This is a genomic window from Vitreoscilla massiliensis, from assembly GCF_001457815.1.
Classification (GTDB): Bacteria; Pseudomonadota; Gammaproteobacteria; order Burkholderiales; family Neisseriaceae; genus Vitreoscilla; species Vitreoscilla massiliensis.
Genome location: NZ_LN898221.1, coordinates 1203379 through 1225679, shown reverse-complemented (window position 1 = coordinate 1225679; position 22301 = coordinate 1203379). Strand labels below are relative to the sequence as shown.

Below are 22301 nucleotides of genomic sequence, written 5' to 3'. Positions count from 1 at the left end.
GTGTCTCTTTCAGGCCGCTTGTAAGCCGCCCAAGTGTTCAATTAGTTCATGGATTAACAAACTCAGGTTTTGGGTCATGATGATTTGGGTGGCCGTCATCAGGCTTTCCATGTCGTCGCCTTGATTCGCAGCTTCTTCTTGCAACATGTCCAAATACTGAATGCGCTTTAAGCTCAAGTCTTCATTCAATACAAAACGCACTTGCTCATTCCAAATCAGACCCAATTGGGTGCAGATTTTACCATGTTCTAAGTGTTGTTTGACTTCGTCGGCGGCCAAGTCTTGTTTGCTGATTTTAATCACCGGAGCCACATCGCCCACGCCTTTGAGCTCGCAATCGCTGTCCAATTCAAAATTGCCCGCCGCTTCGCTTTGCTCTAACCAAGCGGTCATCAACGTAGTAGGCGATTCTGCGGTGCGTGGCAAACTGGCAGGCAAGCCGCCCAAGGCTTGGCGCAATTGGCTGACGAAGTTTTCTGATTTGTTGCTGTTGCTTTGGTTGACCAATAACAATTGGCCGGGCACATCGATAATCGCTTCGCTGTAACGCGAACGGGTGAATGCACGCGGCAATAAATCGTCGGTGATTTGCTCTTTCAATTCCATTTTTTCTTTGCGGCCGACATTGCGACCGTCGGTGGCTTGGATTTCGGCCACTTTTTCATCCAAGATTTCGCGAATCACGCTGGCTGGCAAGACTTTGTCTTCTTGGCGCAGGCTCAAGCGCCAGCTGTCTTGGGCATTGAATACCAAGTCTTCACGAAAGGGTACGGCACGGGCAAAGCCTTCGCTTTTCCAATCCAAGCCTTGGCAAGGTTTGAAACGGGCTTCTTCCAATTTGGTTTGCATGTCTTCTAAATTCAATGCGGCGTCTTGGGGTAATACGAAAAAGCTGACTTGTTTAAACCACATAATAGCCTCAAATAAAAATATCGCACGCAGGCGATATTGAATACAAAAAAGCGGCCTGTAAGCTTTACAGGCCGCTTACATGTTTAGTTAGGAATGTAATCCAACGGATTCACAGGCTTGCCGTTTTGGCGCAATTCAAAATGCAATTTGTTGCGATCGGTATGGGTATTGCCCATATAAGCAATGGTTTGACCGCGTTTTACCGTGTCATTTTCTTTTACCAACAGGCTTTGGTTGTGGCCGTAAGCGGTTAAGAAAGTGGTGTTGTGTTGCACGATGATCAAATTGCCATAGCCACGCAAATCGCTGCCGCTGTACACGACTTTACCATCGGCGGCGGCCAACACCGGTTGGCCTGCGTTACCAGCAATATCAATGCCTTTATTGGTGGCGTTGAATTGGGTAATCACCGAACCTGTGGTTGGGCGCATCCAAGTGATGCCACCGACGCTGCGTGTGCCTGAGCTGCTGGTACTGGCAGTGCTGCTGGTGGTGCTTGTTGTTGTGGTGGTGGTCGACGTTTGCACAGGTGGTGTGGTCACCACTGTGGTTACCGGTGGTGTGTAAGTCGAGGTCGTGCTGCTGGTGTTGCTGGCCACATAATCAGGCGACTTCACGCGCAAACGCGTGCCCAAACGCACATTGTTGTCGGCCATATTGTTCCAACCACGCAATTGGTCTTGGCTGATGCCATAGCGTTTGGTGATATTGTACACCGTGTCACCCGATGCCACTGTATGGTAGATGGCATTGATGTCCACAGGCGCATAATTGCCGACATAAGTGCCCGTGCTTGGGGTAGAGGTAACAGGTGGGGTATAAGGATTGGTGCTATCGGTAATCGGGCCAGTGCCATAGGGATTGTTATCTGGAATGGTGCTGGTTACCACTTGGCCAGTACCGGAACTGGTGCCATTTTCTACAGAAGCAGCGGGTTGTTTGAAATTGTTACAGGCCGCCACAGTCATGATGGCGATGGTCAACAAACCAGTTTTCAATAGCGTCGATTGTTGCATCTGTGCATAACCTTTGTTAGTTGGAATGGGGGTTCAATAGCAGTATAGTGCTAAATCACAGCCGCTGACATTTAAACAGCGGCTATTTTACATGGTTTAAAATTCTTCGTCTTGCTCATTAATCAGCGGCACGAAATTGGCTTCTTGTACGCAAGTTTCATGAAAGCCTTGTGGGGTTTTTTCAATCAGCCACAGGTATTGCACACCATTGGCTTCTTCCAGTGGCAACACCATGCGCCCACCGATCGCTAATTGTTGCAATAATGCCAATGGCAATTCGGGTGCGGCGGCGGTAACGATGATGCGGTCAAACGGCGCCTCGTGCGGTAAACCCGCATAGCCATCGTCGTAAGCCAAACGCACCAAACTCGCACCCACGCTGCGCAATTGTTTTTTGGCCAATTGATGCAATTCAAAAATGCGCTCTATTGAGTACACATTGTTGCCATAAATGTGTTGCAACACCGCGGTTTGATAGCCGCTGCCAGTGCCAATTTCCAAGACTTTCTCTTGGCCAGTTTTGCCGGCAGCCAGCAGCAATTGCGTCATGATGGCGACGGTATACGGTTGGGAAATGGTTTGGGCCAAACCGATGGGCAGGGCGGTTTCATCGTAAGCGCGTGAGCGCAAGGCTTCTTCCACAAACAAATGGCGTGGAATGCTGGCCATGGCATGCAAAACCGCAGGGTTGTGTATGCCCATGTGCTCTAAGCGGTGCACCATGCGTTCGCGTCGCCAGTCAAAGCCTTGCCAATGGCCGCTGCGAGGCATCACAGACTCCATGATTGTATGGCTTTGCCCACATCGGCCATTTGATTGTACGCAGTTAAGTCCAAAGACAGCGGCGTTACCGTGACATAGCCTTCGGCGCTGGCGGCAAAATCGGTACCGGCTTCATTGTCGGCGGCTTCACCTGGTAAACCTATCCAATACACCGGTTGGCCACGCGGGTTTTCAGCTGGCACGATGCATTGCATGTGGTGGCGTCGACCCAAGCGGGTGACTTTAAAGCCTTTGAGTTCTTCCGGTTCCACTTTGGGAATGTTCACATTCCACAGCAAGGGCTGCGTGGGTGGGTTTTTGGAAAAATACTCGGCCACTTGCCACAGCACTTTTTCCGCGGTGTGAAAATAGCGGCCAGATTTATCATGCAAGGAAAAGGCGACCGCGGGGATGCCAAGCAAGTAGGCTTCGGTGGCGGCGGCAACCGTGCCAGAATACAAAGTATCGTCGCCCATATTGGCGCCGTGATTGATGCCTGAGAACACCATGTCGGGTACAAAATCAGGCATGGCATACAAACCTAAGTGAACGCAATCGGTGGGTGTGCCATTGACATAATAAAAGCCGTTGTCGGCTTGGCGTATGCTCAAAGGTCGGTCTAGTGTGAGTGAGTTGCTGACGGCGCTGCGGTCACGTTCGGGTGCGACCACACGCACATTGGCGAATTCGGCGGTGACTTTGGCTAAGGTGCGTATCCCTTGTGCCAAATAGCCATCATCGTTGCAAATTAAAATATTCATTGTGTTGATTCCCCTGTGCTGGCTATTGTACCGATTTTTAATATTTCTGAAAGGGGCAGGGTGTTTGACAGCCAACAGGCTTTGGTTTATCTTGGCGCGCTGTAACACAGTCATCTTCTGTCGCGCTCATCGTCTAGCTGGCCAAGGACACCACTTCTTCAAAGTGGCAACCGGGGTTCGAATCCCTGTGGGCGTGCTCCCTCTTGAAGAGTAAAAAAGAAACAGATAAGATTTCCAATGATGCCATGTAAGAAAAACACGCAGAAAAGCGGCCTGTAAATGTTTACAGGCCGCTTTTTAATATGAATATAACAATAATCAGACTTATATCGCCATGGCGTGTATCGGCAATTCCACAATGAATTTGGAACCCGAACCGATATCACTTTCCACATGGATGGTGCCTTGGTGGGCGACGACGATTTCTTTAACGATGTGCAAACCCAAACCCAAACCAGAAGCTTTGTTGCCCGTTGGCACCACGCGCTCATAGCGCTCAAAGATTTTGCCATGGTCTTCTGGGGCGATGCCTATGCCTTGGTCTTGCACTTCCAAGTGCGCGATGCCTTGGTCTGAAGTCAAGCGGATACTGATGGGTTTGTGCTCACCATATTTGATGCTGTTGGTAATCAAATTGGTAAACACTTGCTCAATTTTGAATTGGTCCCATTGCCCATAAATCGAGGTATCGGCCTGTAAGCTAATGTGGGTACCGGCTTTTTCCACCAAAGGCTTGAGGCGTTGCACCACATCTTTGAGCAAATCGGCCAAATCAAAATCGTGGTAACGCAATTCCAATTTGCCAGCAGAAGCGCTGGAAGAGTCGAGCATGGTACGCACTGCTGCGATGACCTTGTCCAAACGTGTGGCATGGTTGTCAAACAATTGCACCATATCGTCGTGCGTCAATTCGCCTTCTTCCAGCATTTCCTTGTGCAATTCGGTCTGCATTTTGAGCAAGGCCAGTGGCGAGCTCAATTCATGTGAGGCAATCGACAAAAACTCATCGCGCAATTTCACCGCTTGGGTTAATTCCGCATTCAAGCGGCGCTCTTCTTCGATTTTCAGCAATTCTGCTTGCTCAATCATTTTGCGCTCAATCGCAATACCGGCAATGTGCGAGGTCACTTCAATTTGGTACAAATTGGCCGAAGTCGGGTCAGCGTATTTTTTGTGGTACATCGCAAACGTGCCCAATACCTCGCCAGTAGACGAGAAAATCGGTTGCGAGCGGCACGACTGCAAATCATTGCTCAAGGCCCAATCGCGCCACGGCGCTTGCCAGCGCGCATCGTTGGCAATGTCGGCAACCAAAACAGGCTCATGCAAATGCGACGCCATACAACACGGTCCCATATAAGGCGGCAAGATGGAAACGCCGGTTTCTTCTTCGCTGTAGTTTTTTTCGTACTCTACCCGTACGCCTGCTTTAAATGTTTTGTTGACATTGTCTACCAACAAAATAGAGCAGAAGGTGCCATCGTATTGTTCTTCCACGATGGATACCAATCGGTGCAACACTTGAAAAAGTGGCGCTCTTTTTGCTAGCAGTTCCAAGACTTCTTTTTGTCCAGACAACAAGGCATCCGCTTTCAAAACCGCTTGGATGATTTGGTTGTATTCTGGATAACGAGCGAGGTGGTCTGACATGGTATCCACATTCTGTCTGTGCTATTCGGATGTAATATTATGATGATTTTTTGCGTCTTTAGGATACCGTTTTTTGCATTTTTTTAGCAAAAATGTTTCGATGCAAATCAGTGATTTTGGCAGGCTTCTTGCATGTAAATACCCATATGAGCAGGGAATTTTTCTGGCTTAGAGTTGGAGCTGAATTATAAATTCTGTCTTTTTATGTATATGTAAATAGAGTGAAAGTTTTTAACAGATACTTTAAATCATCCAGTAGGCATCGGCCTTTTGTTAATAAACCCAAATCAAAACCGTCTTAAAGAGATGGCGTTTTGACTTGGGTCAATATCATCTTAAATAATAGCGTTTACCGCTGCTTTTGCCAATTCGGCATCCAATTCTTTGGCCAAACCAGACACACCAACCGCGCCACATACCTGACCATTTATGACAACTGGAACGCCGCCTTCTAACAAACCTTGTAGCGGCGCTGATACAAATGCGGTACGACCACCGTTAATCATGTCTTCGTAACCCTTGGTTTCGCGACGACCCAAAGCCGCAGATTTGGCTTTTTCCAAGGCAATGTGGGCTGCTACGGGTGCGCAACCGTCCAAGCGGCTAAAGCCCAATAAATGACCGCCGTCGTCAACGATGGCGATGGCCACCTGCCATTGATTTTCTTTGGCTTTGGCAGTTGCTGCTTGCAACATGGCTTGGATTTCTTGTTCACCTAAAATGGCTTTGGTTTGCATAATGTGCATCCTTTATGTACAGATGGGAAGGGAAGGCATAATCAGCGTATCTGAAATGCTCTTATGTAATTTAAATATGACGCTGACAATTTTTGTCAGTTGCCACTGGCCGCACTGACACTGTTCGGTGCGGAAGCGGCGTTCATGTGTGACCACACTTGCTCGCTGCAAGAATCCACCAAGGGTTGGGTGACTTCTTGCGCGGCACTGGCGCTCATACTCTCTAGGCTTTGCAATTGTGCGGCGCTGTTGTTATTGACTAAGTTGTAAGCGATGCAGGCACACACGTTTTGTGCGGCCTGTAAATCTGCGTCATTGGCAGCAATGTTTTGTTCGACAAAGCTGTTTTCAAAACCGGCATAACACGATTGCTGAAAATTTTGGTCGAATTGGGCTTTGTAAGCGCCTTCATCCACTTGTGGTGTGGAAACCGCGCTTTGGGTGGGTGTTTGTGTGGGCGCGCACGCACTGACGGCTGCGCCCACAGCCACCAACACCAAAGCCCAAAATAGCTTCATCTCAGAGACCCAATTGTTGGTCTAAGTATTCAATCCAGTGCATCACCGGTATGTCGGTGCCGCTGCCGATGTGGGCGATACAACCAATATTGCCTGAGAGCACGGCTTTCGGTTGCAAGGCTTCCAGATTGTTGACTTTGTTTTGCAATAAGCGGCCTGAAAGCTCAGGTTGCAAGAAAGAATAGGTGCCGGCAGAACCACAGCACAAATGGCTGTCTTTCGGCAGCAAGACGGGATAGCCCAAACCTGACAACAGCGTTTCGACTTTGCCACCGAGTTTTTGGCCGTGTTGCAATGAGCACGGAGGGTGGTAGGCCAAAGTGGCCGCGCTTGGTGCTTGGCTGAACAAGGCTTTTAAGCCTTCGGTTTCGCCAATGAGAATTTCCACGATGTCTTTGGCCAATTCGCTGATGCGCTGCGCTTTTTGAGCGTACCGAGCATCGTTTTGCAAATGGAAGCCGTATTCTTTCACCGTGCTGCCGCAACCTGAGGCATTGATTAAAATGGCTTCGGCACCGGCTTCTATTGCTGGCCACCATGCGTCAATATTGCGGCGCATGTCATTCAAACCATCGTCGTGCATTTGGTTGTGCAAATGAATGGCACCGCAACAGCCGGCACCCGCGGGACGCACCAGTTCTATGCCCAATTTGTCTAACACACGCAAGGTGGCGTGGTTGATGTTGGGTGACATAGACGGCTGCACACAGCCTTCGAGCATCAGCATTTTACGGCTGTGGCTGCTGACGTTTACCGGCTTCAATACTTGTTTGGCCATGACCTTTTTTTGCAAAGTGGCTGGCAAAACCGAGCGGAACATTTGTCCGGCCTTGTATGCGGTATTGAAGGCTTTGGGTGAGGTGGTGAGTTTGAACAAAGCCTGACGCTTTAATTTGTCAGCGCCTTGGCGTGGCAATTGTTGTTCCACCACTTCGCGGCCGATTTCAATCAATTTGCCGTATTCCACGCCCGATGGGCAGGTGGTTTCGCAACTGCGGCAAGTCAAGCAACGGTCCAAATGCAATTGCACGCTCGGCGTGGCGGGTGTGCCTTCCAAGACTTGTTTGATTTGGTAAATGCGCCCGCGTGGGCCATCCAATTCGTCTTGCAACAATTGGTAAGTGGGGCAGGTAGCGGTACAAAAGCCGCAATGCACGCATTTGCGCAAAATCGAGGCGGCAATTTTGCCTTGCTCGGTGTCTTTAATGAAATCTGCTAAAGTCGTTTGCATGGGGTGTTCTCTTCGTTTTTATCTTTTACAGGCCGCTTAATATTGTGGGTACAGACGACCGATATTGAATATGTGCGCAGGGTCGAAAGCGTCTTTTAAGCGCTGTTGTATCGCCAAATGAGCGCGCTCTGCTGGGGTGAACACAGGCACGTCTGCTTGAGCGCCACGGAAAGCAGTGGCATGGCCGCCATGGCGTGCGGTCAAATCGCGCACGGTTTGGGCATCGGTTTGGGTAGCGACCCAGCGCAAGCTGCCGCCCCATTCAATGATTTGCGAGCCGCCCAAATCAAAATACGGCGCGGTATCGGGTACGGCGATGCGCCACAGCGTTTGACTGTCTTTGCGTTCGCTGAAGAAGGGCAATTGTTGCTCGCGCAAGTCTGCCCACAATGTCGCGGCAAAGTCTTCGTCGACCAAGGTACAACCCAATACTTCAATGGCGTAATCCACTGCCGCACGCGCGCCGCTGAAGCGCACATACAAATGGCCGTCTTGCCACAAAGTGCCTGAAATCGGCAATGGGCGGCCCATCCACGCGTTCAATTGTTTCAAAGCAGTGTGGACATCGTAATCAAACACCACGGTTTTGCTGGCCACTGGGCGCGGCAGCACTTTCAGCGACACTTCAGTCAACACGCCCAAAGTGCCCATCGAGCCAGTGAGCAAGCGCGACACATCGTAACCGGCGACGTTTTTCATTACTTGGCCGCCAAACTCCAAATGTTCGCCTTTGCCATTGAGCAATTTGGTGCCCAAGATAAAGTCGCGCACCGCGCCAGCATGAGGACGGCGTGGGCCAGCCAAGCCAGCAGCCACTGCGCCGCCTATGGTGGCGTGTTTGCCAAAATGCGGTGGCTCAAATGCCAACATTTGGCCTTTTTCGGCCAAGGCGACTTCGATTTCCAATAAAGGTGTGCCGCAACGGGCGGTAATTACCAATTCGGGCGCATCGTATTCGACGATGCCGCTGTAAGCATTGGTGTCCAAAATGTGCTCGGTGGCAACTTGTTCACCGTAAAAAGCCTTGCTGCCACCGCCTTGTATGGTCAAGCGCGTGCCTTGAGATGCGGCCTGTAAGATTTGTTCGCGTAAATGGTTGAATTCGTTTTGCATGTTGTGAGTCTTTCAGGCTGCTTAAAAACGGCTTAATTCAGGATGGGGCAAGGTTTCGCCACGGCGCACCACCAACTTGCCATACTCGGCGCAGCGGTTGCGGGTGGGAATGGCTTTGTCGAAATTGAGCAAGCCCGTGGGGTCGAAGGCAAATTTCACGCTCCAGAACGCATCGCGCTCTAATTCGGTGAATTGCACACACATCGAATTGATTTTTTCGATGCCCACCCCGTGTTCGCCAGTTACCGTGCCGCCCAAGCGCACGCATTCTTCCAAGATGTCGGCGCCAAACGCTTCGGCGCGGTGCCATTCGTCTTGGTCTTGACCATCGAACAACACCAATGGGTGCATATTGCCGTCGCCAGCGTGGAACACATTGATGCAGCGCAATTGGTATTTGCGTTCCATTTCTTCGATTGAGCGCAACAGCGAGCCGATAGAACGGCGTGGAATGGTGCCGTCCATGCAATAGTAATCGGGTGACAAACGACCAGCAGCAGGGAAGGCATTTTTGCGGCCAGACCAGAATACCAAACGCTCGATTTCATTGCGCGATACTTGGATGCGCGTGGCACCGCAGCCATTCAACACCGCTTCCATGTGGGCAATTTCTTCGGCCACTTCTTCAGGTGTGCCATCCGACTCGCACAGCAAAATCGCTTTGGCGCTGGTGTCGTAGCCAGCGTGCAAAAAGTCTTCCGCCGCTTGTGTGGCAGGGCCATCCATCATTTCCAAACCGGCAGGGATGATGCCCGCAGCAATCACCGCTGCAACCGCGTCGCCGGCTTTGCCCATGTCATCAAACGAGGCCATAATCACTTGCGCCAATTGTGGCTTGGGCACCAGCTTCACCACCACCTCGGTGGTCACGCAGAACATGCCTTCCGAGCCGATTAACACACCCAATAAATCCAAGCCCGGTGCATCGGGAGCACGTGAGCCGAATTCAACAATGTCGCCGTCTATGGTGATGGCGCGCACTTTCAGCACATTGTTCACCGTCAAACCATATTTCAAACAGTGCACACCGCCTGAGTTTTCCGCCACATTGCCGCCTATGGTGCAGGCGATTTGGCTGGAGGGATCGGGAGCGTAATACAATTGGTATTGCGCCGCCGCTTCGGAGATGGCCAAATTGCGCACGCCCGGTTGTACCGTGGCAGTGCGCGCTTGTTGGTTCACTTCCAAAATGCGGTTGAACTTGGCCATGGACAAGACCACGCCATCAGGTATCGGCATGGCCGAGCCAGCCAAACCTGTGCCGGCACCGCGCGGCACCACCGGAATGTTCAATTGCTTGCACGTCTTGAGCACGCGCTGCACCTGTTCCTCAGTTTCAGGCAAAACCACCGCCAATGGGATTTCGCGGTAAGCGGCCAAGCCATCGCATTCGTATGGAATGATTTCTTCCGGCTTGGTCAACACATACATGTCTTGCCACGTTTGCTTGAGGTTTTGTTGCAATGCATCGCGCTCGGCGCTGCTTAATCGGTTTCTCTGGGTTTGTTCCATGGTTTTTCTAAACCTTATTGTGAGGGATTGATGCTGTTGGCCGTTTGGTGGTCAAGTCAGCAATCGGTTTTGTTTCTGTACTTACAAGACAGTTGCTTAATAATCAAAGCACAATAGCATTATTGTTGTTATTTTTATTGGTCAGACCAATTTCATGGTGATGACCAAAAAACCCGCAAGCGGGCAAGTGTCCTTAAAACTTAAGGCATGGGTCGATTCAAAAACGCCCCAATTTGCGCGTAAGTGGCGGCGCAATCTTCAGCGCACAAATCTTCCAAATTCAAGTAGGCGTGGATTAAGTCATCAAACTGTTTGTGTTCTACCTTAACAGCAGCGGCCTGTAATTTCTGCGCATATGCCCATGCTTCATCGCGCAAAGGGTCGAAGCCAGCAGTGAAGATTAAGGTCGGTGGCGTTAAGGGGTTAATTTCAGCATGCAAAGCCGACATTTGGCAATAGTCTTCGCCATTTTGAAAATAGCGCTCGAAATACCAGCGCATGCGTTCGGCGGTTAAAAAATAGCCGCTGGCAAATTGCTGGACCGAATCTGAGCCCATGCAAAAATCGACCGACGGGTAGATTAACACCTGCGCCGCCAATGGGTATTGTTGTAAATCCAATTGGCGCACCAAATTGCTGCAGATGGCACCGCCGGCGCTGTCGCCGCCGATGCTGATGCGGTTTTGGTAGTCTATGCCGCGCGCTTCCAGCACTTGTTTGAAATGCTTGACGGTATTGAGCGCATCGGTTTGGCCAGCAGGATAGGGGTTTTCAGGTGCGAGACGGTATTCGGCGGCGATGACGATGTGCGAGGTGGCATTGGCCAAACGGCGCAAAATCGGGTCGTACACGGTAACGCTGCCAACCGAGCCACCGCCGCCATGAAAGTAAATCAATACCGGCAACACTTGTTCGGGATGTGGATGGTAAATGCGCACGGGCACGGCATAAGGCTGCGTGTCTAAGGTATCGTCCCAGATTTTGGCGCAATCGACTGTTTTGGTCACCAAGGTTTTGGTGACATTGGCCAAGGCTTCGCGGGCATTGATGATGTTGGGCTTAAAGCCTTCAGCCAACAGCTTGGGCAGGATTTTGTGATTGAGTATGTCCAAATACGCTTGTATGGTGGGCTTTACCGCGGTCTCTGTCATGGCCGTGCTCTTTTGCTGTGTAGACGACCAGTCTAACAAGCACGGCATCATTTGTCTTGTGTTACGCTTATTTCATGAATTTGTTCGGAAAACTGGAACATTTATTTGTAATTGATTTCGCTTTTTGAAATGTTTACAGGCCGCTTGTGTGGATGCGGCCTGTAAATTGCCATAGCAGATATACCCTGATGGTATATATTGAATTGAGGTGTCGACAGACGCCACTATCAGGTAAAATGGCTGCCATTCTTCGCACACCGATTATTTTATTGATAAGGCTATCGCAACATGACTTCTCAATTGGCAAATGCCATTCGTTTTTTATCTGCAGACGCAGTTCAACAAGCCAACTCAGGTCACCCTGGCGCGCCCATGGGCATGGCCGACATGGCCGAAGTGTTGTGGCACCAATTCTTGCGTCACAATCCAGCCAATCCACACTTTGTTAACCGCGACCGTTTTGTATTGTCTAACGGCCACGCGTCTATGTTGATTTACTCTTTGCTGCATTTGACTGGCTACAATGTGTCGATTGAGGACTTGAAAAACTTCCGCCAATGGCACAGCAAAACCCCAGGTCACCCTGAATACGGCTATACCGATGGCGTGGAAACCACCACTGGCCCATTGGGTCAAGGCATTGCCAATGCTGTGGGCATGGCATTGGCCGAGTATTTATTGGCCAAAGAATTTAACCGCGACGGTTTCCCAATTGTTGACCACTACACTTATGTGTTCTTGGGCGACGGCTGTTTGATGGAAGGCATTTCGCACGAAGTGGCTTCATTGGCAGGCACGTTGGGCTTGGGCAAATTGATTTGTTTGTATGACGACAACAACATTTCCATCGATGGCAAAATCGACAACTGGTTCAGCGAAAACGTGCCAGAACGCTTCGAGAGCTACGGTTGGCATGTGGTTGGTGGCGTAGACGGCCACGACCAAGCTGCAATTAAAGCGGCGATAGAACAAGCGCAACAAGTCACCGACAAACCATCGATGATTTGCTGCAAAACCTTAATCGGTAAAGGCGCGGCCACCAAAGAAGGCAGCCACAAAACCCACGGTGCGCCTTTGGGTGCCGAAGAAATCGAAGCCACACGCAAGGCTTTGGGCTGGAATTATGGCGCGTTTGAAGTGCCACAAGACGTGTACGACGCTTGGAATGCCAAAGAAGCCGGCGCGGAATTGGAACAAGGTTGGACTGAGTTGTTCTTTAACTACTCACAACAATACCCAGAATTGGCTGCCGAATTTGAACGCCGTCAACAAGGCGAATTGCCAGAGGGCTTCGATGCGCACATACAGGCCGCATTGCAAGACATTTGCAGTAAAGCCGAAAAAATTGCCACGCGTAAAGCCAGCCAAAACGCGATTGAAGTGTTGGCTGCTGTGTTGCCAGAATTGGTGGGCGGCTCAGCCGACTTGACCCCATCTAACTTGACCGACTGGAAAGCATCGGTATCGGTAACGCGCGACAACGGCGGTAATTACATCCATTACGGCGTGCGCGAATTTGGCATGAGCGCCATCATGAACGGCATGAATTTGCACGGCGGTGTGCGCCCATTCGGCGGCACTTTCTTGATGTTCAGCGAATACGCCCGCAATGCCTTGCGCATGGCCGCGTTAATGAAAACCAACACCTTGTTTGTTTACACCCACGATTCGATTGGCTTGGGCGAAGACGGCCCAACCCACCAACCAGTAGAGCAAATCGCCACCTTGCGTATGATTCCCAACATGAAAGTTTGGCGCCCATGCGATACCGCCGAATCATTGGTGGCTTGGTCTGAAGCGGTGAAAGCCAAAACCAGCCCAGCATGCTTGATTTTCAGCCGTCAAAACCTGCTATTCGTGGCACGCGACGAAGCGACTGTGGCCAACATCGCCAAAGGTGGTTATGTGTTGCAAGCCGCCGCCGGCGACGCGCAAGCGGTGATTTTGGCTACCGGTTCAGAAGTAGAATTGGCCTTGAACGCGCAAGCGGCATTGGCCGAGCAAGGCATACACGTGAATGTGGTGTCTATGCCGTGTACCAATGTGTTTGACGCACAAGACAAAGCCTACCAATCCTCAGTATTGCCAAAAGGCTTGCCACGTGTGGCCGTAGAAGCCGGTGTGACCGACTTCTGGCGCAAATACGTGGGCTTAGACGGCGCGGTGGTGGGCATAGACCACTTCGGCGAATCTGCCCCTGCCGAGATTCTGTTCAAAGAGTTTGGCTTCACCACTGAAAACGTGGTCAATGCAGTGAAATCGGTATTGTAACAGACTGATTTAGTATTATTTAGTTGTATGGTATAAAGAGGCGGCCTGTAAGTGTTTACAGGCTGCTTTTTTATTTGGAATTGAAAGTTATGAAAACATACTCTGAACAAATGAATAGGATTTCGAAGGATGAATTGTTAAAAGGATTGGTTGGTTATGGCCTATTTCCTGAAAAACTACCACCATTTTTATCTTCAGAGGCTTTTTATAACCATATTGAATCTGGTAGTAATTTAAATTTTACAGCAGTAAAAGAAACAGGTTTTTTTGAATATGAAAGTATGCGAAATATTAATATTCCTAGGGTTTTAGGCATTCCTAACCCGTTTGCATACTTTAATTTATGTGAGTGCTTATCCAAAAATTGGGAAAATTTGTGTCAACATTTCTATGAAAATTCCAAAGATTGGACTCATAAAATAAGTCGAATCCATATTAGGAAAATATCAGAAAATAGCAAAAAAATATTTCAATTGGATTATGAAGGCACAAGTTGGTATTGGCTTGAAAGTGGTCATAGAGATAATCTGTTTTCAATGAATTATAAAGATTTTAAAGAGGATGGAAATCCAGTTTCAAAGCTTTTAATTCGTAGTACTTATCTTGTTAATGCAGATATTTCTAATTGTTTTGGAAGTATCTATACACATGCACTTTCATGGTCATTAGTGGGGAAAGACATTGCGAAACAAGAGCGATTCGGTAAATGGCACAATGATATTGATAAGTTATCGTCAAGTTTAAAACAAGGGGAGACACATGGCATTCTAATTGGGCCACATGCATCGAGTGTCTTATCAGAAATTATTTTAGTGGCAGTTGATAATGAGTTGAGTCGAAATTACAAATTTATCCGTAATGTTGATGATTATTCATGTTATACAAAAAGTCATGAGGAAGCTGAACGGTTTTTATTAGATTTATCTGATGCATTGAAAAAATATGGATTAAGCTTAAACCATAAAAAAACTGAAATATTAAAATTACCATTGGTAAGTAAGCAAAATTGGATTAGAGAGTTAAATCTCTGTACCCAAAATTTGGATGAAGATGTTGAATGCACATATCCCCAATTAGCTGCAATTTTAGATACTGCTGTGAATTTAATGTTGATACACAAGAATTCAGCAATACTGAATTATGTGATTAAAATTTTGCAATATACAAAGCTTACAGATTCAGCCAATGAATACTTTATTGATACCTTGCACCACTGGATTTTGATTTATCCTTATCTTATTCCATTATTAGAGGAATATGTATTTACTCAAAGAGAGATTTCAAAGCAAAAGCTTGAAGAGGTTGTTAATGATATTTATTACATGGGTTTAGAGAAAAAGACCTATGAAGCTGTAAGTTATGCACTTTATTTTGCAATTGGCTATGATTTGAGTTTATCTACCCATAACTATGAAAAAATTGAAAAGTCTAATGATGCAGTATTGCTATTGCTCGGATATTTGTATGATAAGAAAAATAGAGTTGGTAAAAGTGTACTTGGTAAATACAAAGAGTATGCAAAACTCAAGGCTGAAAATGAAATGGATAAGTATTGGATTTTCTGCTTTGAGGTTTTAACTACAGGTTTGTTAAAAGATAATTGGAAAAAACTTAAAAAAGATAATATTACATTTGTTAAACCTGAGTTTTTAAAAAAAATTGTTGAAAAATGAAGTAATAGAAGAAGAGCATTCAAAGAAATGATTTTAAAGCGGCCTGTAACCCATTTACAGGCCGCTTTTTTATCTGCAAATTTCACTGTGACTTCACGGCCTTAGCATCAAGCATCGCCATACTGAATTCGCAATCTATCCAGCAGCATCTAACAATAAGGAGAGGGCGATGAAACGGTATGTGGCGGTGTGGCTGTGTGCGGGGATGTTGGTGGCGTGTGGCAAAGCGCCTGAGCAAGCGGCGGAGCATGCGCAGACGATGGCGGCGTCGGCACCTGCGGCAGCTGAGTTGTCTGCGGCGCCTGTGGCCAAGAGCATGGATGGCGTTGCGGCGGCCGCGCCTGAGTCAGAATCAGAACCAGCGGTGGCAACGGTAGAACAGAATCGGCCGGCAGCCATCATCGGCCAGACGAACAATCCAGTTGAGGCGACGCGGCGCATGGTGCGGGAGGCCAAGGTGGATTTTACTGCCAAAGATGTGATTGCCGCCGGTTTGGAAGTGGAGAAGCTGGCGCAAAATGCTGGCGGGTTTATCGAGCAAAAAGACATCCAGTTTGAATCGCTAGAGCGCAGGGTGCATGATTTGGGCAAGGGCAAGCTGCGCGTGTATGAAAAAGTGCGCCCGTATGCACAGATGACGGTGCGTGTGCTCAGTGCGCAGGCGGCGGAGTTTATGAACCAATTGCTGCCGCTGATGCAGTTTATGAATCAGCAGCAATACCACGCCAAGCGTTATGAATTGCAATTGTTGCACGAGAAAATGGCGCAAGTGCAAATCGTGCCTGCTGATGCGCCGGTGAAGCAGCAAAACGACATCAGCCATTTGCTGCAATTGGAGGTACAAGACCGTTTGGCTTACAGCACCATCGTGATTACCATGCAGCAAAACAACCTTATCCGTGAATACGACGATGTCGATGTGGGCGCGGCCGTGCCGGTGGTGGAAACCACGTTTGGTGAACAGGCGCTGCAAGCGTTGCAATGGGGTTGGAACGGGGTTTTGAATGTGGTGGTGGTGCTGTTGGCGGTGTGGCCGCTGTGGGTGTTGTTGCTGGTGGGCGTGTGGACATACCGGCGTGTGCGCAAGCTTTGCGCCAAACGGCGTGTGCTGCGAAATACAAATCCAGCAAACCCACAACAACCAGATGAATAAATCCGCATGAATCAATAAGAGTATTCAAAGCGGCCTGTCAATCTTTACAGGCCGCTTTTGATGTTTCACTTGCTTAGAAAATCTAGTCGTATTGAAACCCAGCCAACAAACCCAGTCCTGTGTCACAAGGCAAGATGTGCCATGCGATGTTGGCCGTATTTAAGGCGGCGATGAGTTCGGCATGGTTTTGCAATAGCAAGGCGGCGTCTGTGCTGATCCAACACTGTTGCTCGCTGGCGGAAAACACATTGCAATAGGCGACATGGATACCAAAGCTGGCCAACAGCGCGGGCAGCTCGGCTGCGATATGAGTTTGCAAGACACACCATGTGGTGGGCTCTAAGGGGATTAAACCGATGCGGTAGCCTTTACTGCGGCTAAAGCGCAGGTATTTGACCTTGTCTATGGCATGGGCGACGGTTTTCATCGGCTTTAACGGGATTTTAAGCGGCAGTTTTTGACTGGCTGCGGCGGTCACGCTGAGGCGAAACAGTGTTAAGTCCAGCGATAGTAATTGGTCGCGGATGGCGAGGTCGGTGTGGCTCATGGTGGCGAGGGTCAATAAATGTGTCAGTATAGCAAATGGTGCTGATACAGACAGTTTCAGCGGCCTGTAAGTGAATTCGCATACGAAATGATTGTCAGTTGGCTTGACACTCTATTATGATGATTCTCGCTTACTTTGGGGGGGATGGATGCGATGTTGAAAAATTTGCTGCTGTGTGTGTGGGTGAGTGTGTTGTGCAGCTGTGCCATGGTGTCGTTGAAAACACAAGACACGCGCGACTACATTATGTCCAAACGTGCCGATGTGTTAAGCGACAAACACCTGAGTGCTTCGGCCATGGAAGTGGTCGGGGTGGTGGCCAAGAATCGGCGCGAGTGTGAACACCAAATCAACTCCTGCATCGACGCCATTGAACAAATTGGATTGCAGCAACAATCGCCGGCTTATTTGGCTGCCATGTCGGAGTTGTGGCTGTACCAAGCCCAACAATTGCAAAAACAGGCCAATCAAGTGGATGCTTATCACAATGCTTTGCTCGAAAGCGCCCGCTATGCTTATGCGTATTTGTTTTTTGCCAGCACGCCTGTCAATCAGCGGGTGTTAGATAGCCGCCAAATGCAGGTGGCCGATTATTACAATTATGCGGTACAGACTTATGTGAATGAGAATTTCAAACGCTATTCCAATGCCGAAATCGAGGCCAGCCGCCGCCATGGGGTGGTCAAACTGGGAGCATGGACTTTGAGCTCGGATTTGGGGCAATTGCATTTGCCACAGAATGTGACCTTGCCTGACCAATTGATTGCGGCGACACAATTGCGTTTTCAAGGCCTGCGCAATGTGTCGCAACGCGATGGTTTTGGGGCAGAGCTGGTGGCGGTGGTGAATCAGAATCAAGAGGCCGACAGGCAGCGCACCTTCAGTGAGATGAATGCGGCACCAGCTACGGTGTTGCTTCATTTCAAAGGCAAGACTTTGGACGAGGTGTTGCGCAGCCATGATGTGGTGTTACAAGGCATAGACCCGTTTAGCCATGATACGGTGACGGTGAATCAGCAAACTGTGCCGTTGGCGGCCAATTTTACCGGTGCATATGGGGTGTGGCTGGCGGATTCGGGTTTTGCGCAGCAATCGTTGAAAACGCTGTTTGGTCGCGAGGGGGGCATAGAGCGGCCGCATGTGTTTTTGATGCAGCCTTACGACCCGAATCGGCGCATTATTCTGATGGTACACGGCTTGGCCAGCAGCCCTGAAGCATGGGTGAATATGGCCAATGATTTGATGGGCGATGTGCGCATCCGGCAGCATTACCAAATTTGGCAAGTGTATTACCCGACCAATATGCCGATAGCCTTGAATCATGTGGCCATACGCCATGCGGTCAACGATACATTGCGCCATTTCGACCCGAATGGCATCCATAATGCCTCCAAAGACATGGTGGTGGTGGGGCACAGCATGGGTGGTGTCATCAGCCGCATGATGATTTCCGATGACAATGGCGCTTTGCAACCTTGGCTGACCGAGGCCTTGGGCACGAAACAAATTCCTGCCAGCATTGCGGAATTGGCGCATTTTCAACCGGTGCCGCAAATCGGCCGTGTCATCTTCATTGCCGCGCCCCACAATGGCACCCATGTTGCCGGCGGCAAAGTCGGTAAATTGGTCAGCAAAGTGGTGCGATTGCCATTTCGCACTTTAAAAACACTGGACCAAGCCTTGACCGATGCGTTTTCCAATAACAAACGCGAACTCACCCGTTTGCAACAACGGGGGGTATTGGTGCCCAACAGCATAGACAATTTGGATGAAAAAGACCCGTTCATCATCGCCAGCCAAAACATCAAGATTTCTGAGCGCATTCCTTACCATTCGATTATCGCCAAATTCAACGCCAAAACCGAGTTGAGCCAAAGCAGCGATGGGGTGGTGCCGTATTTGAGTGCACATCTGCCCCGAGCACAATCGGAGAAAATCATCGTTTCAGGTCACAGCGTGCAAGAAAACCCGCAAGCCATCTTGGAAATTCGGCGCATCTTGCACCAAGACATGGACCAGCATTGATGGACAGATGCGGCCTGTAAGATGGATAAGATGGTTTTACAGGCCACTTGTAACAGGCAATATTGCCATGTGTCTGTGATTGCAGTTTGATGTTTGTTATGGAGAAAAACCATGCCCAAATTCATACACCATGTGTACATGCTGGTTCACGCCGTCATCGCGCTGATGTTCTTGTTGGCGGCGTTGCTATTGGTTTATTTGGCGGCGCAAACTGGGCTTAAGGTTTGGGGCGAGACTGCGCTTGGCAGCGCGGTGGTGTATGTGGTGGAAGCCTTGGGCATTTTGGCAGCGGCGATTGTGTCGGTGCAAATTTCACAAACCATCTTGGAAGAAGAAATCATCCGCGATGTGCACATCAGCGGCCCCAGTCGCATCCGCCGTTTTTTGTCGCGTTTCTTGGTGATGTTGGTGGTGGCCTTGACCATAGAGGGTTTGATTGCCAGTTTTAAAGCGCAGAAAGAACCGCAGCAATTGCTGTATGCAGCGGCTTTGTTGGTGGCAACAGCGCTGTTATTGGCTGGCTGGGGCGTGTTTGTGAAATTGAACAGTGCGGCCGAGGAATTGGAGCCCGAATCGTTGGCGGAAGCGAAAAAAGAAGACACGCAAGTCACGGCTAAGTGATTGATGTGGCAATCATTGCTGCAGTGCGAAGAGAAATTTTGACAAACAAAACGCGAGGCATTATGATGCTAAGCATTCATCCCGACTTGGCTTTATGCCATGCCAACCTGCCGCTCGGGCAAGGTGGAGAAAAGATGAGGTTGGCCCGGCCAACAAACAAGCGAGTATGGAGAACACTGCCACCTTCCTCGCGGAAGGTTTTTTTATGTCCGGTGATTTAACTGACTTGCGACCGTATAAACGCTAAATAAGAGAGAATCAAATCATGCAAAGCCATTGTTATCTTGCAGAAATCCAATGTGAACTGGTGTTCAAATCCGTAGAAGGTTCCGACATCGTCGGCGTGTGGTGGGTGAATCCTGCTCAGCCTAGCCAGCAATTGCATTTGGGCCAATACCATTATGCCCACCATGCTTGGTATGACGTGAGCCGCCGTTTTGGGCAATTGTATGTCAGCGATGCACAATGCTTGCAAAACCGACCGGCCATCGCCTTAAAAACCGTGCAAGTCGCTTACATTCGTGCTTATGCGCAAACCTTGTGGCGCCAACACCGCGCGCAAATCGCCGCTTAAACACTCCCCAGCATCGCCTTTTGACCACCTTGTTGCCAGCGCACAAGGTGGTTTGGCTTTACAGGCCGCATTCACCGTTGTTTACGGCTGCAAATACTGTGTTTGCAGCGCGTCTAAATCAATGTGTAAGACTGCCGTCAAATAGCGTTCACTGCTACCGTGGTGTTGCGCAATCAAATCCCATGCGTATTGCAGGAAGTCGGCTGACACTGTGAGAAAATCGTAAGCGTGTGGATAGGCTTCAAACAAATGGCTGTATTTGCTGATGAGGTATTGATTCGACAGCAAATAGTCTTGCATGATGGTATCGCGGTCGACGTTTAAGGCTTCTAAAATCAGCGCGGTGGCGATGCCGGTGCGGTCTTTGCCGGCGCTGCAATGGTAGAGCAGGCTGCCCGTTTGCGCTTGCTGCAATTCGGCAAAGAATTGGCGGTATTGGGACAGGCTGAGCGGGTTTAACACCAAGTCATGGTAGATTTCAAACATGATGTCACGAGCATTGGCGCTGGCCGACTTCATTTGCTGTAAATATACCTCCATATTGCCGCTTAAAATGTCCAAATGCAGATGGCGTTGGCAAGAGGCGGGCAAAATATCGGGTTTGTGTTGCCGTTCCATTTCAGAGCGAAAATCAATAACGGTGGTCAAGGGCAGCGATTGCAAATACACGCTGTCATCGTGGCTCAAACTGCTTAAATCGTCGGCGCGCAGCAAGCGTTGCGTTTGGATGCTGCGGCCATCGCGGTTGCGCAAGCCACCCAAATCACGGCTGTTGAAACAGGCTTGTAAAGGCAGTTGGCGCGAGGGAGTATTGAGGGTTTGTTGCATGGCGATTTCCAATAATAAACAGTTTACAGGCCGCTGGTATCAGTGTTTTTGTAAGTAATAAGGGCGGTAGCTGAGCAGGCCGCCACCAAACAATAAGGCGGCGCCGAGCATAAATAAATATGCGTATTGACCGCTGCTGCTCAACACATGGCTCATGATGAGGCCGCCGCCAAATTGGCACACGCTGAAAAAAGCGGTGGCATATCCCCAAAAACGCTGATGGGCGTCGCTGCCCAATAATACCAGCAAACAGCCCGAACTCATGGCGACCATCACAGGCACCAAAGCGCCGCACACAAAAGACGATAAGGCCAAGATGCTGGCATTTTGACTGCATAAAGGCAAGGCGATGGCGGCTGCATAGAGGATAAAACACAAACTGTTGGCCTTCATCCATCCCCATTGTTTCACCAACACAAATCCCAAGCCATTGCCGAGCGCCGCACCCAGCCCGTACAGCAACCATTGTGTGTCTACCGCGTGTAAGTTCCAAGCCAATTCCCGCGCCAAATAATCGACCCAAAACAAGGCATGCGGCAAATAGCCCATGCCAAAACAGCCATAAGCCAAGATGATGAAGATGGCGCTGTGGTAAGCCGGTTTCGACGCGGGTGTAGCTGTGTTGGCAGATACGGTAGCGGTGGGTAGAGTGGCGGTGCTTGCTGGTTTGGGCAAACCGCGAAACAAGACAATGATGCTGGTACTGAGCAGCAGGCTACAGGCCGCAATGATGAGCCAAGTGTGTTTCAAACCTAAGAGCGGCATGTAAGGCAATAAAAATGCCGACAGCAACACGCCCAGCCCTATGCCGGCGAATACCAAGGCCGAGGCGCGATTTTTAGCGGCCACAGGGACTTGGCGCAAGGCCCAAGCGGGCGCCAATACCATCAGCAATGCGCCAGTTATGCCAGCGAGCAAGCGCCACCACACATACCAAGCGATGGGCAGGTGAGCAATGGCACAGGCAAACAGGCTGAGGCTACCGAGCAAAGCAGCGGCAATGATGATGGCTTTATGGCTGAAACGGCGATTGAGGGGATTGGCCGCCAAAGCGCCGATTAAATAGCCACACAAATTGGCCACGCTCAAATACACGGCGGTGTCGGCGCTGAACCATGCGGCCTGTATCAACAAAGGCAATAAGGCAGAATAGGCAAATCGGAACAAACCCAAAGCCAGCAAAGTGCTCAAACTGGCGATGATGACACTGCGATACGCGTAACTGCCCATATGGCCTTTCTGTTGG

At 49.5% G+C, this 22301-nt stretch carries 20 protein-coding genes, 1 tRNA gene and 1 riboswitch; of the genes, 7 read left to right on the top strand and 14 right to left on the bottom strand.

The window, feature by feature from the left end; translation table 11 throughout:
- Positions 1-9: 9 nt before the first annotated feature.
- The 4 genes from BN3003_RS17255 to surE form a co-directional block, all read right to left on the bottom strand.
- Positions 10-912 (bottom strand): recombination-associated protein RdgC, encoded by a 903-nt coding sequence (locus BN3003_RS17255; RefSeq protein ID WP_058357853.1) that lies wholly within the window; start codon positions 910-912, stop codon positions 10-12.
- A gap of 83 nt (positions 913-995) precedes the next feature.
- Positions 996-1928, bottom strand: a complete 933-nt coding sequence (locus BN3003_RS17250; protein WP_058357852.1) for a peptidoglycan DD-metalloendopeptidase family protein — start codon at positions 1926-1928, stop codon at positions 996-998.
- A 96-nt stretch (positions 1929-2024) separates the two neighbouring features.
- A complete protein-coding gene (locus BN3003_RS17245; RefSeq protein ID WP_058357851.1) occupies positions 2025-2699 on the bottom strand; it encodes a protein-L-isoaspartate(D-aspartate) O-methyltransferase in 675 nt (224 codons plus the stop codon).
- Positions 2699-3451, bottom strand: coding sequence for a 5'/3'-nucleotidase SurE (gene surE / locus BN3003_RS17240; protein WP_058357850.1), 753 nt, complete (start codon positions 3449-3451; stop codon positions 2699-2701). Before surE ends, BN3003_RS17245 begins: the two co-directional genes overlap by 1 nt.
- A 122-nt stretch (positions 3452-3573) precedes the next feature.
- Between surE and BN3003_RS17235 the strand changes: the two genes are divergently transcribed.
- Positions 3574-3647, top strand: a tRNA-Glu gene (locus BN3003_RS17235).
- Between the two features lie 128 nt (positions 3648-3775).
- Here BN3003_RS17235 and BN3003_RS17230 read toward each other — a convergent pair.
- The 7 genes from BN3003_RS17230 to BN3003_RS17200 form a co-directional block, all read right to left on the bottom strand.
- A complete protein-coding gene (locus BN3003_RS17230) occupies positions 3776-5101 on the bottom strand; it encodes a GAF domain-containing sensor histidine kinase (protein WP_058357849.1) in 1326 nt (441 codons plus the stop codon).
- Positions 5102-5436: 335 nt separating this feature from the next.
- The gene (locus BN3003_RS17225; protein WP_058357848.1) at positions 5437-5838 is read right to left on the bottom strand and encodes a heme-binding protein; all 402 of its coding nucleotides are present in this window, start codon (positions 5836-5838) and stop codon (positions 5437-5439) included.
- Between the two features lie 95 nt (positions 5839-5933).
- Positions 5934-6356, bottom strand: coding sequence for a hypothetical protein (locus BN3003_RS17220; protein ID WP_058357847.1), 423 nt, complete (start codon positions 6354-6356; stop codon positions 5934-5936).
- A 1-nt stretch (position 6357) separates the two neighbouring features.
- A complete protein-coding gene (gene glcF, locus BN3003_RS17215; protein ID WP_058357846.1) occupies positions 6358-7587 on the bottom strand; it encodes a glycolate oxidase subunit GlcF in 1230 nt (409 codons plus the stop codon).
- A 36-nt stretch (positions 7588-7623) separates the two neighbouring features.
- On the bottom strand, positions 7624-8700 hold the full coding sequence (glcE, locus tag BN3003_RS17210; RefSeq protein WP_058357845.1) for a glycolate oxidase subunit GlcE: 1077 nt from the start codon (positions 8698-8700) through the stop codon (positions 7624-7626).
- 21 nt (positions 8701-8721) lie between these two features.
- Positions 8722-10212 carry an FAD-linked oxidase C-terminal domain-containing protein gene (locus BN3003_RS17205; protein ID WP_058357844.1) on the bottom strand — a complete coding sequence of 497 codons (1491 nt, stop codon included), beginning with the start codon at positions 10210-10212 and terminating at the stop codon, positions 8722-8724.
- Positions 10213-10412: 200 nt separating this feature from the next.
- The gene (locus BN3003_RS17200; RefSeq protein WP_058357843.1) at positions 10413-11363 is read right to left on the bottom strand and encodes an alpha/beta hydrolase; all 951 of its coding nucleotides are present in this window, start codon (positions 11361-11363) and stop codon (positions 10413-10415) included.
- Positions 11364-11651: 288 nt separating this feature from the next.
- On the opposite strand from BN3003_RS17200, the gene tkt reads away from it, so the two are divergent.
- From tkt to BN3003_RS17185, 3 genes are all read left to right on the top strand, one after another.
- The gene (gene tkt / locus BN3003_RS17195; protein ID WP_058357842.1) at positions 11652-13634 is read left to right on the top strand and encodes a transketolase; all 1983 of its coding nucleotides are present in this window, start codon (positions 11652-11654) and stop codon (positions 13632-13634) included.
- An 89-nt stretch (positions 13635-13723) separates the two neighbouring features.
- A complete protein-coding gene (locus BN3003_RS17190) occupies positions 13724-15307 on the top strand; it encodes an RNA-directed DNA polymerase (protein WP_058357841.1) in 1584 nt (527 codons plus the stop codon).
- 169 nt (positions 15308-15476) lie between these two features.
- Positions 15477-16460 (top strand): DUF4349 domain-containing protein, encoded by a 984-nt coding sequence (locus tag BN3003_RS17185; RefSeq protein ID WP_058357840.1) that lies wholly within the window; start codon positions 15477-15479, stop codon positions 16458-16460.
- Positions 16461-16542: 82 nt separating this feature from the next.
- Here the strand turns inward: BN3003_RS17185 and BN3003_RS17180 are convergent, their stop codons facing one another.
- Positions 16543-17007 carry a hypothetical protein gene (locus BN3003_RS17180; protein WP_058357839.1) on the bottom strand — a complete coding sequence of 155 codons (465 nt, stop codon included), beginning with the start codon at positions 17005-17007 and terminating at the stop codon, positions 16543-16545.
- A 153-nt stretch (positions 17008-17160) separates the two neighbouring features.
- Here BN3003_RS17180 and BN3003_RS17175 point away from each other — a divergent pair, with 153 nt between their 5' ends.
- From BN3003_RS17175 to BN3003_RS17165, 3 genes are all read left to right on the top strand, one after another.
- On the top strand, positions 17161-19032 hold the full coding sequence (locus tag BN3003_RS17175) for an esterase/lipase family protein (RefSeq protein WP_199822607.1): 1872 nt from the start codon (positions 17161-17163) through the stop codon (positions 19030-19032).
- A gap of 111 nt (positions 19033-19143) precedes the next feature.
- Positions 19144-19653, top strand: coding sequence for a hypothetical protein (locus tag BN3003_RS17170; RefSeq protein ID WP_058357837.1), 510 nt, complete (start codon positions 19144-19146; stop codon positions 19651-19653).
- A gap of 71 nt (positions 19654-19724) precedes the next feature.
- Positions 19725-19823: riboswitch (SAM-I-IV-variant riboswitch) on the top strand.
- Positions 19824-19918: 95 nt separating this feature from the next.
- Complete coding sequence (locus BN3003_RS17165; RefSeq protein ID WP_058357836.1) at positions 19919-20227, top strand: hypothetical protein; 309 nt, start codon at positions 19919-19921, stop codon at positions 20225-20227.
- An 81-nt stretch (positions 20228-20308) separates the two neighbouring features.
- Here the strand turns inward: BN3003_RS17165 and BN3003_RS17160 are convergent, their stop codons facing one another.
- Entirely contained in the window at positions 20309-21055 is a 747-nt protein-coding gene (locus tag BN3003_RS17160) for a tyrosine-protein phosphatase (protein WP_058357835.1), read from the bottom strand.
- Between the two features lie 39 nt (positions 21056-21094).
- Positions 21095-22285: a YbfB/YjiJ family MFS transporter gene (locus BN3003_RS17155; RefSeq protein ID WP_058357834.1), complete on the bottom strand. Its 1191-nt coding sequence runs from the start codon at positions 22283-22285 to the stop codon at positions 21095-21097.
- Positions 22286-22301 lie beyond the last annotated feature (16 nt).

Coding starts and splice junctions, on each gene's coding strand:
- BN3003_RS17255 (WP_058357853.1), bottom strand. CDS start 912: ATGTGGTTTAAACAAGTCAGCTTTTTCGTATTACCCCAAGACGCCGCA.
- BN3003_RS17250 (WP_058357852.1), bottom strand. CDS start 1,928: ATGCAACAATCGACGCTATTGAAAACTGGTTTGTTGACCATCGCCATC.
- BN3003_RS17245 (WP_058357851.1), bottom strand. CDS start 2,699: ATGCCTCGCAGCGGCCATTGGCAAGGCTTTGACTGGCGACGCGAACGC.
- surE (WP_058357850.1), bottom strand. CDS start 3,451: ATGAATATTTTAATTTGCAACGATGATGGCTATTTGGCACAAGGGATA.
- BN3003_RS17230 (WP_058357849.1), bottom strand. CDS start 5,101: ATGTCAGACCACCTCGCTCGTTATCCAGAATACAACCAAATCATCCAA.
- BN3003_RS17225 (WP_058357848.1), bottom strand. CDS start 5,838: ATGCAAACCAAAGCCATTTTAGGTGAACAAGAAATCCAAGCCATGTTG.
- BN3003_RS17220 (WP_058357847.1), bottom strand. CDS start 6,356: ATGAAGCTATTTTGGGCTTTGGTGTTGGTGGCTGTGGGCGCAGCCGTC.
- glcF (WP_058357846.1), bottom strand. CDS start 7,587: ATGCAAACGACTTTAGCAGATTTCATTAAAGACACCGAGCAAGGCAAA.
- glcE (WP_058357845.1), bottom strand. CDS start 8,700: ATGCAAAACGAATTCAACCATTTACGCGAACAAATCTTACAGGCCGCA.
- BN3003_RS17205 (WP_058357844.1), bottom strand. CDS start 10,212: ATGGAACAAACCCAGAGAAACCGATTAAGCAGCGCCGAGCGCGATGCA.
- BN3003_RS17200 (WP_058357843.1), bottom strand. CDS start 11,363: ATGACAGAGACCGCGGTAAAGCCCACCATACAAGCGTATTTGGACATA.
- tkt (WP_058357842.1), top strand. CDS start 11,652: ATGACTTCTCAATTGGCAAATGCCATTCGTTTTTTATCTGCAGACGCA.
- BN3003_RS17190 (WP_058357841.1), top strand. CDS start 13,724: ATGAAAACATACTCTGAACAAATGAATAGGATTTCGAAGGATGAATTG.
- BN3003_RS17185 (WP_058357840.1), top strand. CDS start 15,477: ATGAAACGGTATGTGGCGGTGTGGCTGTGTGCGGGGATGTTGGTGGCG.
- BN3003_RS17180 (WP_058357839.1), bottom strand. CDS start 17,007: ATGAGCCACACCGACCTCGCCATCCGCGACCAATTACTATCGCTGGAC.
- BN3003_RS17175 (WP_199822607.1), top strand. CDS start 17,161: ATGTTGAAAAATTTGCTGCTGTGTGTGTGGGTGAGTGTGTTGTGCAGC.
- BN3003_RS17170 (WP_058357837.1), top strand. CDS start 19,144: ATGCCCAAATTCATACACCATGTGTACATGCTGGTTCACGCCGTCATC.
- BN3003_RS17165 (WP_058357836.1), top strand. CDS start 19,919: ATGCAAAGCCATTGTTATCTTGCAGAAATCCAATGTGAACTGGTGTTC.
- BN3003_RS17160 (WP_058357835.1), bottom strand. CDS start 21,055: ATGCAACAAACCCTCAATACTCCCTCGCGCCAACTGCCTTTACAAGCC.
- BN3003_RS17155 (WP_058357834.1), bottom strand. CDS start 22,285: ATGGGCAGTTACGCGTATCGCAGTGTCATCATCGCCAGTTTGAGCACT.